Origin of the sequence: Vibrio sp. zbq_1, assembly GCF_043102935.1 — a bacterium.
Lineage (GTDB): Bacteria > Pseudomonadota > Gammaproteobacteria > Enterobacterales > Vibrionaceae > Vibrio > Vibrio parahaemolyticus.
Genome location: NZ_JBICJH010000004.1, coordinates 44,218 through 58,563 on the forward strand (window position 1 = coordinate 44,218; position 14,346 = coordinate 58,563).

Here is a 14,346-nt window from a genome sequence, read left to right on the forward strand (position 1 = left end):
CAGGCAGTAATTCATGGCTTTTGAAAGCACCCCCAACATCGCACTTATTGAAGATGATGACATTGTTCGTCAGGCAACTAGCCAATGGCTGCAACTGGCCGGATTTAACGTTGAGGCATTCAGTACCGGTGACGCTGGAAAGGCGGCGATACTAAGTCAAGACTTTGATGCTGTTGTCAGTGATGTTCGCTTGCCTGATAGCGATGGCCTATCGATTTTAGAAAGCCTTATTGACCATCATATCCAAACGCCCGTTATCCTGATCACCGGACATGGGGATGTGGATATGGCAGTGAGTGCGTTGCAAAAGGGCGCATTTGACTTTATTGAGAAACCATTTCAGCCAGAGCGACTCTCGCAACGTGTGACGGAAGCGGTCGAGACTTATCGAGCGCAGATGTCAACGCAAGATCGTCAAGAATATCTCGCGAGCGTAAGTGGGCTCGAGGAAGTGCTGATTGGCCGAAGCCGAGTCATGCAGCAATTGCGTGAACAAGTTGCAAAGCTAGCGCGTATTGATACCAACGTCATTATTTATGGTGAAACGGGCTGTGGCAAAGAGCTAGTTGCCACCAGTCTGCATAAAGAAAGCCAACGCAAATCACATCGTTTTGTGCCAATAAACTGTGGCGCGATTCCCGAAAATCTGTTCGAAAGTGAGCTGTTTGGTCACGAGCCCGGCGCTTTTACCGGAGCAAGTAAACGACGGATTGGCAAACTCGAATACGCCGACAAAGGCACGCTGTTTTTTGATGAAATCGAGAGTATGCCGCTTTCAATGCAAGTGAAAGTGCTGCGCTCATTGCAAGAACATACTGTCGAGCGAGTTGGTGGTAACCAGCAGATCAATGTGGATTTGCGAGTGATCGCTGCCGCGAAAGAAGATCTCAACGATCATGAAGAGTTCCGTCAAGATTTGTATTACCGACTTAATGTTGCACAGATCTACTTACCGCCGCTTAGGGAGCGAGAAGAAGACGCGTTGATTCTGTTTGAGCACTTTGCATTGCAAACCAATCCAGACAGTCGACCGTTGAGTGATGCCGACAGAAATGCCGTGCTTTCTTACGCTTGGCCAGGAAATGTGCGCGAATTGCGTAACGTCGCAATGCGTTTCGCGCTGGATGATACGGTTTCTGTGATGGAAATTCTTTCTAGCCGCCCGTCGTCAACTACGGAAGAAACTCAAGCGGGTGTGCCGTTGATGATTCAGCTGCACAACTTTGAGCGCAAAGTGTTGCATGATTCCTTAGTGAGGCACCAAGGACGGATTAATGAAGTGATGCAAGAGCTCGATTTACCACGCCGCACCCTAAATCAGAAAATGCAAAAATTTGGTCTGAATCGCTCCGATTACACCGATTCGTGAATGGAATAATAGGAGCGATGTCGTTTTACCTTTTTGTTATGCGCTTTTGGTCGGTGTTTGGATGAACTTACCACCCACCTCGCTTTCATCTTGGAATGTCGTGACTTGATTTCGCCCGGTATGCTTCGAACAATACAGTGCTTCGTCGGCTCGGGTGAGTGCATCTTGCAAGCTGTCATTGGGCATTAGCTCGCTGATGCCGAAGCTCATCGTGACTTGGTTTTTAAAAGCAAGCAGCGACGTCTCACGTTCAATGCTGCGGCGAACTAACTCGGCATAGGCTTTCGCGTTTTCGGCATTGGCAAGCAACACAATCATAAACTCGTCACCACCAAAGCGAACGGTACATGCTGACTCTGGTAACGTTTGTTTAAAAATCGTGGCGATGGTTGCCATGACTGAGTCGCCAGTGGTGTGTCCGTATTGGTCATTAATGGTTTTAAAATCGTCCACGTCAGTCATAACGATGCTGATAGGCGTATTTTTTTCGCGTGCTTGATTCACAAGGTTAGGCACAATGACTTCCATTGCACGTCGATTGTATAACCCAGTTAATGCATCCAAATGAGAAAGATCGTTGATGGATTTCACCAATCTTGCGTTGATCAACCACAACATACTAAAGCTCAAAGCAACAATGAGGCAGATACTAAATAGAAACGTCAGCTGGTGGATGATACCTGCATTCATAAAACTGGTGACTTCTGGTGCCCAAATGCTCCAAACGGTTCTGCCCGCCATAAAAGCACTAAACCCAAAGAAGGCGTACGCCATCACTTGAACGGGCAGTTTTAGATCGTCTCTTTTTCCCTTGATCATCGCAACACCACTGCAGAAGGTGACTAAGCTCAAATAGATACTAAGAAAAATGATTCGGATACGAATAGATGGCGAATAAAAGGTGAAGTAATAAAAAAGGCCACTGAATACCGGCACCAGAAACGTGAGTACATGAGCGCACTTGAGGGGGAATTTACGGAAAATGCTGACGCCATATAACGTGAGCAAAAAGCCGATGATAATGATGGTATTGGAAAGAATGATCGTCAGCCAATCTGGGGCTGAGTCACGAAATCCCAATAAAAAAGGGCCTAAGCCAATAAACAACAGAGAAATGGCGAACGTTTTTAATCCTTTAATTTTGCTCTGAGTATATTGATAGCAAAGCAGGCTAATAGCATAGATACAAGAAAACAAAATGATAATAAAGTTGAGGGTTCTTATATCTAAATAGTGACTCTCCATATGTGCTCCACAGCGAACCATTACTCGGGCAACTCCTTTGCCCGTCATCAATAAACGTCCAGTATGTTAGCGTAATTATAGAATGATGTCTTAAGTTAAGCGGCTATTCGTTGACCAGCTCGAATTCTTTGATTTCTTCTGCTTTTTTAGTGAACAAAAGTCCGATCGTTGCCATGATGACACTAGGTACAATCCAGCTCGCGAACTCATTATACAAAGGCATGTTGTGGCTCATCCATTGGTCTACGGCTTCTGGCATGTAGCCCAAAATGTGCAGAGCATCGACACAACCAAATGCTAGTGCGGTGAACGCGGTAAGCACCAACATGAACTGAGACATTTTGTTGCGAACGGGTGCCATCATCATCAAAGCAATCGCCACAGGATGAAGTGCCACAACCGCAGGTAAAGTGATTGCCAATAGCTGCTCTAAACCGATGTTGGCGATAAAGCCTGACAGTACCATGGTGATGACGACACAGATTTTGTAGTTCACTTTGCTAAAGGTGTTGTCATAGAACTCGCTGCCTGCGGTTGTTACGCCAATCGCTGTGGTCAAACAGGCCAATACCATGACTGCACCCAACAACACCGAGCCAAACGCACCAAAGTGGTTGAAGGTGAACGCCGTTAAAATATCGCCACCATTGCTAAACTCTGAACCTAAGTAAGAGCTAGTGGAACCGATGTAAGACAACGAAATGTAAACAAACGCCATCGCGACAGCGTACATTAAGGCTGCAATTAGAGTGTATTTCGCCGTTGCTTTCGGGCAGTCCACTCCCATGCTGCGAATGGCACGGAAAATGATCCAACCAAAGCCAATTGAGCCCAACGCATCCATCGTCATGTACCCTTGCGTCAGACCTTCTGCAAACGCACCACTCACGTATGGGCCACTGGCTTGTGTCAACTCACCTGCTGGGTAAATCAAGGCAGTGACAGACATGATGATCAAAATCGCCATTAACGCCGGTGTTAGGATTTTTCCTAAGTTATCAACCAACTTTCCTGGGTAAAGTGCAAACCAAATGGTTGCTACACAAAAGGCAATCGTAAACGGCACTAATGCCGCCTCACCAAAGATTGGGGCGAAGCTAAATTGATAGGCGACGGTAATGGCTCGCGGAATCACAAATGCTGGCCCGATGACGATGAAGACCATCACCCAAAAACTGGTTGCTAGCGGTTTTGGTAGCGCAGCGGTTAGCTTGTCTGAGCCATTAACGATCGCCACCATTACCAATGCTAAAGCAGGTAGACCCACGCCAGTTAAAAGGAATCCAGACATTCCACTCAAAAAGTTTTCACCCGCTTGGTAACCCAAAAATGGAGGGAAGATAAGGTTACCTGCGCCCAAATACATGGCGAAAGTCATAAAGCCTAAGGCGGCGATATTGCGTGCGCTTAACATTGTTATTCCTCTTACACGTTTCGCTTGGAAGAAACTGAAAGGAATGGGAGAGAGTATGTGGTTGTTCCCGTCAGCTTCTTCTCAAGCTGACAGAAATTTTAGATGTAGCCTGTCAGCTCTGAATCAGTTCCAGAGAGAGCAGGAGGATCGCTGCAGCAACGCCGGACGGGCGTTTTAATGCGAATTGTGATTGCGCAGTTGCTGACATGAGAGATCCTTAATGACGAAAAAATACCAAGGAATACGTTTGCCTTGGTGTTCATTTACCCTAACGAACTTATGGGGATCGGCACAACCCCAAAGGAGAAAATAAGTCGATATGGTTAATCTTTATCTGTAAGTTGGTTGTTTAAACTGGAATTTGAATTGTAAATCGGAATAAATAACTTTTCAGTTCGTTAACATGACCGTTTTTGTTGGAATTTTGTTCATCATTTGGAGTTTTTATCTAAGCTGTATTGCTCAATAAGTGAACGCTAATTTATGGTGGTGCTCGACTTGATATGAACTCGATACGTTTTTAGACCTATTTCGCTAAGAGATGTTGCGTTGGGACACTCCGCGACAGAGTTGAATGCTTGTTTGTTATCGGCAAAAACTTGCTCATGGCTAAAAAGGGCAAATCTTTTGTATCGATCACAATTCATTAACGTTTTGCGAGGTTGTACCGCTTAGTCTCATTCTATCGTCGGCAATATCTTGCTTATTGCTTTACAGGTAAATGAGCGAGTTTTTGCTCATTTTTGGCTGGGAGATTATATTTATTAAATAAAAACAATGAGTTGAAAATTGGCATTTAAGTTGCTCTTAGCGTTTTGTTGTTAGTAAAGATTTAACATGATGTAAATCCATAATCGTGAAACGACTACACGGAGAGTAATAATGAAAATGAATAAGCTCGTAAAAGCACTGGCTATTGCTGTGACATCTTTTGGTATCGCGACAAATGCAGCGGCGGAAGAGCGCAGCTACATCCTAGCAACCGCTTCTACTGGTGGTACTTACTACCCAGTAGGGGTAGCTTTGGCGACATTAAGTAAAGTGAAACTCGCACCAAAGCACCACTTCTCCCTTTCTGCTATCAGCTCTGCTGGCTCTGGTGAAAACGTTAAACTATTGAATGAAAACGAAGCACAATTTGCGATTTTGCAAGGTTTGTACGGTGCGTGGGCTTGGTCGGGGGAAGGTCCTTACGAGAAAAGCGGTCGCCAAGAAAAGCTGCGTTCAGTCTCAATGTTATGGCAAAACGTTGAACACTTCATTGTTCGTAGCGACTTAGCAAAAACCGGCACGGTTAGTGATCTGAAAAACCTCGAAGGGAAAAAGTTCTCTATCGGTAAAAAGAACTCCGGTACTGAGAACTCAGGCCGTCAGATCATGAAAGGCCTGAATGTTGACCCAGATAAGTTCAACCTTGCCTTTATGGGGTACGGCGGCAGTGCAAGTGCGCTACAAAATGGCACTATCGATGGCATGAACACGCCAGCAGGTGTTCCTGTTGGTGCGGTGACGCAAGCATTTGCGGCGCTAGGCAAAGATATCTCGATTCTTTCGTTCACTGACGAGCAAATCAAGCAAGCCAACGGCAACTACAAGTTGTGGACCAAGTACGACATTCCTGCCAACACTTACCCAGGTTTAGATAAACCAATCACGACGATTGCTCAGCCCAACTTCCTTGCGGTTCGAGACGATATCTCGGAAGAGGACGTTTACCAACTGACCAAAGCCATTTACGAGAACCTTCCGTTCCTACAAGGCATCCACAAAGCAACCAAAGCGATGGCGATCGAAAAAGCGATTTCGGGACTTCCTTTACCGCTGCATCCGGGTGCGATTCGTTACTACAAAGAAATGGGAATCGAAATCCCATCTGAACTGATGGCGCAATAACGCCAACTTCGCCCCGAGTGCATCTCGGGGCCTTTATTTTGTTTTGAACATTGAAAAAGCCGTTAGAGCTTGGAGTAGGATATGAGTGACTCTATGGAAAAGGAATTGCAGAAATTTGAGCTGCCCACGCGCACCGATTTCCCGTGGGTAACCACCACCATCACGGTGTTCGGCGTGGTACTTTCTGCATTGCATATTTGGTTTAACACCTTATCGACGTTACCGGAACTTTGGATATCCGCGACGCACTTTGCTGGCTTTGCGGTAATTTGTGCACTTTGGTATCCGGCTCATATCTCTTTGAAGCAGAGCAAAATGGCTCTTGCGGTCGATGTGCTCATCGCAGCAGGAGCTATCGCCTGTTTGCTTTACATTCCATATGCCGAAGATGCGTTGTATGAGCGTGGTGTTAAGTTTGTCACTAGTGACTGGGTCTTTGCCATTATGGCGATATTCATCGTCATCGAACTGATTCGCCGCACCATGGGGTGGTTTATTCCTGTGTTGATTGTGATCTGTTTGAGCTACGTTGTTTTGTGGGGAAAATGGGCGACGGGTATTTTTCATTTTCCGGGGTTGAGCATGGAAACCCTGCTTTACCGTAGTTTTTACTCTTCTGAAGGCATGTTCGGTTCTATTTCTCGCATCAGTTGGACATTCGTTTTTATGTTCATCCTTTTTGGTGCGTTTTTAGTACGCTCTGGCGTTGGGGATTACATCATCAATGTCGCTCGTGCAGCCGCAGGAAAAATCATCGGAGGGCCGGGTTTCATTGCCGTGCTTGGCTCGGGTCTAATGGGCTCTGTGTCGGGATCTAGCGTGGCGAATACCGTGTCGACAGGGGTGATCAGTATTCCGTTGATGCAAAAAGCAGGTTTCCCTTCGCGCTTTGCTGCAGGGGTTGAGGCTGCGGCTTCTACCGGTGGTCAGTTGATGCCTCCGGTGATGGGGGCGGGCGCGTTCATTATGGCGTCTTACACTCAAATTCCTTACGTGGATATCATTGCTGTATCGTTTGTCCCTGCGTTGATTTATTTCTTGTCGGTCGCGTTTTTTGTGCGTATCGAAGCGAAGCGAAGCGGCGTGCAGAAAATTACAACCAGTGACGAATCGCTTATCAAAGTTCTGGTGAGTGGTTGGCACAACCTCATTCCTTTGGTGGTTCTGGTGACGTTGCTCGTGAAAGGTTTTACACCCACTTATGCGGCAGGCCTTTCCATCATTTCTGTCGTTGTCTCTTCGTGGTTTTCGAAAGATCACAAAATGGGACCAAAAGCGATCATCGAGGCTATGTCTCAAGGCGCGAAGAACATGGCAACCACCGCTGTCCTGCTGGTGGGTATTGGTTTAGTGATCAACGTAATCAGTACAACAGGCATCGGCAACACTTTCTCTTTGATGATCAATGGTTGGGCGAATGGTGATTTGTTCATCATGCTCGTGTTGATTGCTTTGGCATCGTTGGTTTTAGGTATGGGCTTACCTGTGACAGCGGCGTATATTGTTCTGGGCACTTTGTCTGCACCTGCCTTGTATAAGTTGATTGCCGAGAACCAACTTTTAGAGTTGATGGTTTCAGGGCAATTACCTGAGCAAGCGAAAGCGATCTTCATGCTAGCGGCACCAGATAAGCTCGATCTTCTCAATGCGCCAATGGCGCTGGAAACGGCGAAAGAAATGTTGTCAATGGTTCCTGCTGATTTTGTTGAAACGCTACTAGAGCAAAGTCTGGGTTTAGAGGCGGTTGGTTTGGCATTGTTGGCTGCGCATTTGATCATATTCTGGCTTTCGCAAGACAGTAACGTTACGCCACCAGTGTGTTTAACCGCATTCGCAGCGGCGACCATTGCGAAAACGCCACCAATGCGAACAGGCTTAATGGCTTGGAAAATTGCGAAGGGGCTGTACTTGGTTCCATTGTTAATTGCCTATACCGGATTGGTCAGTTGGGATGTGACATCAGTAATTACGGTCGGCTTCTTTGCGATAGTGGGTACTTACGCGCTCATTGGTGCCATTGAAGGTTATTTAGAAGGACCATTGAATATATTGATGAGACTGGTTCTGCTTACTATCGGTGCGCTTTTGGTTTGGCACGATGTTCCAATCTTAATTCGTGTGGTGTGCTGCGCGGTATTCGTTGCCGTGTTTGTTTACAGTGGGCGCAAGTTCAAATTGCAACAGTCTCAACTTTCGGTTTTATAAGAGGTCGTATGAAATCAGTCTATGACTACATTGTTGTGGGTGGTGGTATCGTTGGTGTGTCCACGGCTTGGCAGCTCCAACAACGCCATCCAGAGTGTTCTATTTTATTGGTTGAGAAAGAGTCTGGTTTTGCTAAGCATCAAACCGGGCATAACAGCGGCGTTATCCACGCGGGTGTGTATTATGCGCCGGGCAGTTTAAAAGCCGACTTTTGCAAACGAGGCGTAGAAAAAACGCTCTCGTTTTGCTCTCAGCATAATATTCCGGTCGAAAACTGCGGAAAGTTGTTGGTTGCAACTAACGAGCAAGAAGTCGAACGAATGAACGCCCTTTACGAACGTTGCCACGTCAACGGGATTGATGTGGAATTGCTTGATGAAGCGCAGCTCAAGTTGGCGGAGCCGAATATCACAGGGTTGGGCGCGATTTACGTGAAAACCACCAGTATTGTTGATTACCGCTTGGTAACAGAGCATATGGCACAAGAGTTCCAAAGTTTAGGTGGTCATATTAGCTTGAGAACCAAGGTGGTTGCCGCCGATGAGAAAGATGAAGAAGTACAACTGACTTGCGTTTCCGATGGGCAATCTATGCAGTTGAACTGCAAGTTTCTAGTCACTTGCAGTGGATTGATGGCCGATCGGATGACAAAAATGATGGGCATTCCGACCGATTTTCAAATTGTGCCTTATCGCGGTGAATACTACCGATTAGACAGTAAGCATAACCAAGTGGTGAATCACTTAATCTACCCAATTCCAGATCCAGATTTGCCATTTTTGGGGGTGCACTTGACTCGTATGATTGATGGTTCTGTGACGGTTGGTCCAAATGCCGTTCAGGGTTGGAAGCGAGAAGGGTATGGAAAAGTGAACTTTAACCTGCAAGATACACTGCAAATGCTGAGCTTTTCTGGCTTTTGGAAAGTCACGCAAAAGCACTTAAAAACGGGCTTGGAAGAGTTTAAAAACTCGTGGTGGAAGCCTGGGTATTTAAAACTGGTCAATAAATATTGTCCGAGTATTCGTGTTGAGGATCTCCAGCCTTACCCAGCAGGGATTCGCGCGCAAGCGGTGTTGTCGGACGGCACTCTAGTGCACGATTTCCTATTTGCAGAGAGTGCAAGAAGCCTTCACGTGTGTAATGCGCCTTCCCCAGCTGCCACATCTGCCATGCCTATCGGAGAGTACATTTGCGATAAGGTCGATGAGAAAGTGGTAGCTAAAGTCGTCTGATCAGACATAAAGAGCCAGTTTTGAACACTGGCTCTTTCATTTCATCAGGTTTTTGTTGGTGGCATTCTACTTCGGGCAAAGTTCGCCTTTTTTGGCGTGTCTTTCGATCATGTAATCGCCTCTTGCACTGCGTAAGACCATTGCGTTCCACACTTCACCGTCTTGAAGCTCGAACTCAAACGCATAGTGAGTACCCGCTACCACTTGAGTGCGTACTTCGTTGATGTTTTTTAATTTATCTTCAGCGTTCATCTGGTACAAAACCATACTCAACGAGCGCTGCGCTTCTGGAGTAACTTGAGAAACTTGCCATCCACCGGGTTGACTCTTTTCTGCCGAACAAATTGCCTGCATTTTCTTTTTCATCGCGGGTGAAACTTGCTTGTCCACGGCGTAGACATTGTTGGTGATCGTGAGGATTGCAAGAGTGGCTGCGGCTCCCCAATATTTCCTAACACTCATAAAGAAACTCCGTTATTTGTCCTTGATTGAGTATAAGCACGGCTGTGTTGCTTTACATAATGAGAAGAAGTTGGAACGGAAAGTCGTACAAAATAGTGGAGAGTCCTTTCGATACATAAATGAGCGCCGCTTCACTGAAATTTGTCCGAAAAGTGCACTATATTGAAAGAGTCAGAGGCATGGGGTTTCTGGCTTTTCTTTTATCAGGAGGACGAAGACGATGAGAATTAAGGATATTCTCGATAGCCGTTTGGTGCTGTCGTTCTGGTACAACCTAGACTACTGCTTGTCTCTTCTTAGCAAAATCTCTTCTCGTTAATTTCCCCAATGCTCTCGCATTGAAAAGCATCTGATCTATTTGTTTTCTACTCTTACGCTTTAGCGCGTAGGGGCATGCGTACAAGGAAATTAACAATGAAACGTATTCCAGAACCTTTCCGTATCAAAATGGTTGAGCCAATCAAAATGACCACGTTGGCTGACCGAGAAATCGCTCTCAAAGAAGCGGGTTACAACCCATTTTTATTGCGCAGTGATGACGTGTATATCGATTTGCTTACCGATTCCGGCACAGGTGCCATGAGCGATAACCAGTGGGCTGGCATTATGTTGGGGGATGAGTCTTACGCGGGTAGTCGTAACTACTACAATTTATGCAGCGCAGTGGAGCATTTCTTCGGCTACAAACTGACGGTGCCTGCACACCAAGGCCGAGGAGCGGAGCAGATATTGTTCCCTGCTCTGATTGAACGTATGCGCCAAGTACGTGGCGGTGAAACGCCGGTGTTCATCTCGAACTATCACTTTGATACCACGGCGGGGCATATTGAGCTCAACGGCGGTAAGGCTATCAACGTTGTGACGGAAGAAGCGTTTGATACCACGACGCCTTACGATTGGAAAGGTAACTTCGACCTCAACAAATTGGTAGAAACGATTGAAGAGCATGGCTCGAAGAACATCTGTGCCATCATCACGACAGTGACGTGTAACAGCTCGGGTGGCCAACCGGTATCGATGGAAAACATGCGCAGCGTGTACGAAATTGCCACCAAATACGATATCCCAGTGGTGATTGACTCGGCTCGCTATTGTGAGAATGCTTATTTCATCAAACAGCGTGAAGAAGGCTACGCTGACAAGTCGATTTTGGAAATCATTCGTGAAATGTATCAATACGGCGATATGCTCACGATGTCTGCCAAGAAAGATCCAATGGTGAACATTGGTGGCATGTGTTGTATTCGTGATCATCAAGAGTTGTTCCAAGCGGTGCAAACGCGCTGCGTTCCTATGGAAGGTTTTGTCACTTATGGCGGCATGGCTGGGCGCGATATGGAGGCTTTAGCCCGAGGTTTGTATGAGGGCGCGGATGAAGACTTCCTGCATTATCGAATCAGTCAGGTGCAATACTTGGGCGAACGTCTGCGGGAGGGGGGAATTCCAATCCAATATCCAACTGGTGGCCATGCGGTGTTTGTTGATGCGGCGAAAATATTGCCGCACATTCCAGCCGATCAGTTCCCAGCACAAGCCTTGTGCAATGCGTTGTATCTGGAGGCTGGGATTCGAGCTGTTGAGATTGGCTCATTGTTGCTCGGACGTGACCCTGAAACGGGTGAACAGAAAGCCTCTGAGCTTGAATTAATGCGCTTAACGATTCCACGTCGAGTCTATACTAACGACCACATGGACTATATCGCGGATGCGTTGATCGAGTTGAAGAACCGAGCTCATGAATTGAAAGGTTTGATGTTCGAATATGAGCCTCCGGTTTTACGTCACTTTACGGCTCGCTTCCGTGAAATTGATTAACCTGAAGTAGGTTTGACACCTAGATAACTAGGTACTTAAGTAAAGGGCAAAAGGCCGCGAGTTACGCGGCCTTTTTTGATTTTGTCTGTTCAGTTCATTCCGAGCGGATATTACGCCAGCTCTAACGTGATGCGCACGAACTGTTCGTCTTGATATTGCACTTCATAATTGAATGTGCCACTTGCATAAATACTGCCAAGGAACAATGAGCGCTGACTCATTGGGCCACGGAAAAGCATCGAAATTGGTGAAATCATGGCGTTATTGTCGTCGAAATGTTGGTTTAAGTTATGTGATAACACACACAGCAAACAGCCATGCTGGTCATGCGATAAGTCGACATCTTCAGGACGAGAAAGCAGTACAGTGGTACCGAGTTTTTTCTCAATTTCGTTAATTAGTAGCAGGTAGCTATCTAAGTGAGGTTGCGGGTTACTTGGTTTATTCGCGTCAACGCAGCGTTCAAGTAAGGCTTCAAGGTTGCCATTTTCCCCTTTCGCCTGTTGAGTCAGAGACTTTAACGGCTTTTTAATCAGTTTGTAGCGATTGCTTTTCAGTTTGGGCTTTAGCCATTTTTGCAGCAGATCATTACGCTCTGTTGTAGGGAGAGGGCGTGAAGACGCATGGATTTTGAAGTGCAGGTGCAATAAGGCGTGCACTGCAAGCTCGCTCAGAAGTTGGTTAGCATCTGCGGATTGTCTTGCCTGCTTAGAACTTTGCATTACACTCAAACGAAATTTAAGAAGAAGGATAATGGTGCCGAGAGAGGGACTCGAACCCTCACACCTAAGGCACTAGCACCTCATGCTAGCGTGTCTACCAATTTCACCATCTCGGCATCATGATGCTCTGCATACACAGAGGCCTCAAAAAGAAGCACTCCAAATTGTATAACCAAACTCCATCTGTTGGCGAGAGTAAAATTGCTCATTTTTGGTGTTTCACGTTTGATTGCGTATTTATTGGCCGTTTTTGATCTTTTTACCATAAAGAACCGTCCCAATGCCCTTACTTTCCCTACCAGTATGGCTGCAAAATAGCAGGTTTGCATAAATTTTGAACGCTTGAACGTTTGCGTCAATAAATGTGATGAATATCTCGTTCGCTTGGCTATACTTGCGTCCCGTTTAAGCGGGAATTAGGGTTTAGTTGTTCAGGACCCTTACCCATACAAGCCGTCACAAGGAGCAGGTCGAGTTATAAACTCACCAGCAGTGAATGACCCCACGGACCGGACCAGCTAAGTTCAATTGCTTGTATAAGGTAAAAATTAAGATGTCGAACTATCCGTTCAGTCTACATTCTGGATCTACGAGTGCTTCGCCACTCGATACGTTGTCCCTTTCTTCTGCCAATTCCTTTGGTTCTCTTTTCTTTTTCAACGTTCAGTAGGTCCGACTCATGAGTGTTCTATTTAGTTTATTTGGTATTGTTGCACTACTAGGTTGTGCTTTCCTACTGTCTGAGAGCCGTTCATCCATCAATTGGAAAACTGTGTCTCGCGCTTTGTTACTTCAGTTGGGCTTTGCCGCTCTGGTGCTTTATTTCCCGATGGGACAAGCCGCACTAGCGAGTTTAAGTAATGGCGTTGCCGGGTTATTAAGCTTTGCTGATGAAGGGATTCGATTCCTTTTTGGTGATCTCGCTTCTACTGGTTTCATCTTCGCTGTTCGCGTCCTTCCTATCATCATTTTCTTCAGCGCTCTTATCTCTGCCCTTTACTACTTGGGCATCATGCAAAAAGTAATTCAATTTATCGGCGGCGCTATCCAGAAATTCTTGGGTACCAGTAAAGCGGAATCACTCGTTGCAACGGGTAATATCTTCCTATCTCAAGGTGAGTCACCACTTCTTATTCGTCCGTTCCTATCAAACATGACTCGTTCTGAGCTATTTGCAGTAATGGCTGGTGGTATGGCATCGGTAGCGGGCAGTGTGCTTGGCGGCTATGCCGGCTTGGGTGTAGAGCTGAAATACCTTATCGCTGCGAGCTTCATGGCAGCACCCGGTAGTTTGCTAATGGCAAAAATCATCGTTCCTGAGCGTCAAACGCCAAGCGATTACAACAACATTGAGCTAGACAAATCAGAAGAAAGCAACGTTATCGATGCACTAGCAAGCGGTGCGATGGGCGGTATGAAAGTCGCAGTGGCTGTCGGTACTATGCTGATTGCCTTTGTGAGTGTGATTGCGATGGTGAACACAGGCCTAGAAAACCTAGGTGAAATGTTTGGTTTTGCTGGCGTAACACTGCAAGCGATTTTGGGTTACCTATTTGCACCGCTAGCATGGTTGATTGGTGTGCCAAGCCACGAGATCCTAGCGGCTGGTTCTTACATTGGTCAGAAAGTTGTAATGAACGAATTTGTGGCGTTCATCGACTTCGTACAGCACAAAGCGACACTGTCTGAGCACACTCAAGTGATCATCACATTCGCTCTATGTGGTTTCGCGAACATCGGTTCGATTGCGATTCAGCTAGGTTCTATCGGTGTGATGGCACCTGAACGTCGTAAAGATGTAGCAAGCATGGGTCTTAAAGCGGTAGCTGCTGGTACGCTAGCGAACCTAATGAGCGCATGTCTAGCAGGTATCTTTATCTCGCTTTAATATGATTGAGCAATAAATGAAAACCCGCCGATGTGGCGGGTTTTTTTATGGTGTTGGGAAAGTCGTGTGAGTCAGTGCAAGAGCATTCCCAAACCATG

General features: G+C 46.3%; 10 protein-coding genes and 1 tRNA gene. 6 read left to right on the forward strand and 5 right to left on the reverse strand.

The features are described from left to right. Positions 1-13: 13 nt before the first annotated feature. Positions 14-1,369 carry a sigma-54 dependent transcriptional regulator gene (locus ACF8CV_RS00615; protein ID WP_138938220.1) on the forward strand — a complete coding sequence of 452 codons (1,356 nt, stop codon included), beginning with the start codon at positions 14-16 and terminating at the stop codon, positions 1,367-1,369. A 36-nt stretch (positions 1,370-1,405) separates the two neighbouring features. Here the strand turns inward: ACF8CV_RS00615 and ACF8CV_RS00620 are convergent, their stop codons facing one another. Both ACF8CV_RS00620 and brnQ read right to left on the reverse strand, forming a co-directional pair. Next, positions 1,406-2,614 (reverse strand): GGDEF domain-containing protein, encoded by a 1,209-nt coding sequence (locus tag ACF8CV_RS00620; protein ID WP_025504496.1) that lies wholly within the window; start codon positions 2,612-2,614, stop codon positions 1,406-1,408. Between the two features lie 103 nt (positions 2,615-2,717). Then, positions 2,718-4,028, reverse strand: coding sequence for a branched-chain amino acid transport system II carrier protein (gene brnQ / locus ACF8CV_RS00625; RefSeq protein WP_042765982.1), 1,311 nt, complete (start codon positions 4,026-4,028; stop codon positions 2,718-2,720). Positions 4,029-4,910: 882 nt separating this feature from the next. Between brnQ and ACF8CV_RS00630 the strand changes: the two genes are divergently transcribed. The 3 genes from ACF8CV_RS00630 to lhgO all read left to right on the forward strand — a co-directional run bounded on the left by ACF8CV_RS00630 (position 4,911) and on the right by lhgO (position 9,361). After that, the gene (locus ACF8CV_RS00630; RefSeq protein ID WP_021452358.1) at positions 4,911-5,921 is read left to right on the forward strand and encodes a TAXI family TRAP transporter solute-binding subunit; all 1,011 of its coding nucleotides are present in this window, start codon (positions 4,911-4,913) and stop codon (positions 5,919-5,921) included. 81 nt (positions 5,922-6,002) lie between these two features. Then, positions 6,003-8,126, forward strand: a complete 2,124-nt coding sequence (locus tag ACF8CV_RS00635) for a TRAP transporter permease (protein ID WP_138938219.1) — start codon at positions 6,003-6,005, stop codon at positions 8,124-8,126. Positions 8,127-8,134: 8 nt separating this feature from the next. Beyond that, positions 8,135-9,361 (forward strand): L-2-hydroxyglutarate oxidase, encoded by a 1,227-nt coding sequence (gene lhgO / locus ACF8CV_RS00640; RefSeq protein WP_005459316.1) that lies wholly within the window; start codon positions 8,135-8,137, stop codon positions 9,359-9,361. 66 nt (positions 9,362-9,427) lie between these two features. Here lhgO and ACF8CV_RS00645 read toward each other — a convergent pair whose 3' ends face one another. Beyond that, the gene (locus ACF8CV_RS00645) at positions 9,428-9,823 is read right to left on the reverse strand and encodes a cystatin domain-containing protein (protein WP_005459310.1); all 396 of its coding nucleotides are present in this window, start codon (positions 9,821-9,823) and stop codon (positions 9,428-9,430) included. A 414-nt stretch (positions 9,824-10,237) separates the two neighbouring features. On the opposite strand from ACF8CV_RS00645, the gene ACF8CV_RS00650 reads away from it, so the two are divergent. After that, entirely contained in the window at positions 10,238-11,638 is a 1,401-nt protein-coding gene (locus tag ACF8CV_RS00650; protein WP_005479941.1) for a tryptophanase, read from the forward strand. Positions 11,639-11,748: 110 nt separating this feature from the next. Here the strand turns inward: ACF8CV_RS00650 and ACF8CV_RS00655 are convergent, their stop codons facing one another. Both ACF8CV_RS00655 and ACF8CV_RS00660 read right to left on the reverse strand, forming a co-directional pair. Beyond that, on the reverse strand, positions 11,749-12,360 hold the full coding sequence (locus ACF8CV_RS00655) for a DUF2913 family protein (RefSeq protein ID WP_025590695.1): 612 nt from the start codon (positions 12,358-12,360) through the stop codon (positions 11,749-11,751). Positions 12,361-12,392: 32 nt separating this feature from the next. After that, positions 12,393-12,476, reverse strand: a tRNA-Leu gene (locus ACF8CV_RS00660). Positions 12,477-13,039: 563 nt separating this feature from the next. On the opposite strand from ACF8CV_RS00660, the gene ACF8CV_RS00665 reads away from it, so the two are divergent. Beyond that, a complete protein-coding gene (locus tag ACF8CV_RS00665; protein WP_005459233.1) occupies positions 13,040-14,248 on the forward strand; it encodes a NupC/NupG family nucleoside CNT transporter in 1,209 nt (402 codons plus the stop codon). Positions 14,249-14,346 lie beyond the last annotated feature (98 nt).

Excerpts from the sequence above, each read along its gene's own strand:
- ACF8CV_RS00650 (WP_005479941.1), top strand. The coding sequence starts at position 10,238 with ATGAAACGTATTCCAGAACCTTTCCGTATCAAAATGGTTGAGCCAATC.
- brnQ (WP_042765982.1), bottom strand. The coding sequence starts at position 4,028 with ATGTTAAGCGCACGCAATATCGCCGCCTTAGGCTTTATGACTTTCGCC.
- ACF8CV_RS00615 (WP_138938220.1), top strand. The coding sequence starts at position 14 with ATGGCTTTTGAAAGCACCCCCAACATCGCACTTATTGAAGATGATGAC.
- ACF8CV_RS00630 (WP_021452358.1), top strand. The coding sequence starts at position 4,911 with ATGAAAATGAATAAGCTCGTAAAAGCACTGGCTATTGCTGTGACATCT.
- ACF8CV_RS00645 (WP_005459310.1), bottom strand. The coding sequence starts at position 9,823 with ATGAGTGTTAGGAAATATTGGGGAGCCGCAGCCACTCTTGCAATCCTC.
- lhgO (WP_005459316.1), top strand. The coding sequence starts at position 8,135 with ATGAAATCAGTCTATGACTACATTGTTGTGGGTGGTGGTATCGTTGGT.
- ACF8CV_RS00655 (WP_025590695.1), bottom strand. The coding sequence starts at position 12,360 with ATGCAAAGTTCTAAGCAGGCAAGACAATCCGCAGATGCTAACCAACTT.
- ACF8CV_RS00635 (WP_138938219.1), top strand. The coding sequence starts at position 6,003 with ATGAGTGACTCTATGGAAAAGGAATTGCAGAAATTTGAGCTGCCCACG.
- ACF8CV_RS00620 (WP_025504496.1), bottom strand. The coding sequence starts at position 2,614 with ATGGAGAGTCACTATTTAGATATAAGAACCCTCAACTTTATTATCATT.
- ACF8CV_RS00665 (WP_005459233.1), top strand. The coding sequence starts at position 13,040 with ATGAGTGTTCTATTTAGTTTATTTGGTATTGTTGCACTACTAGGTTGT.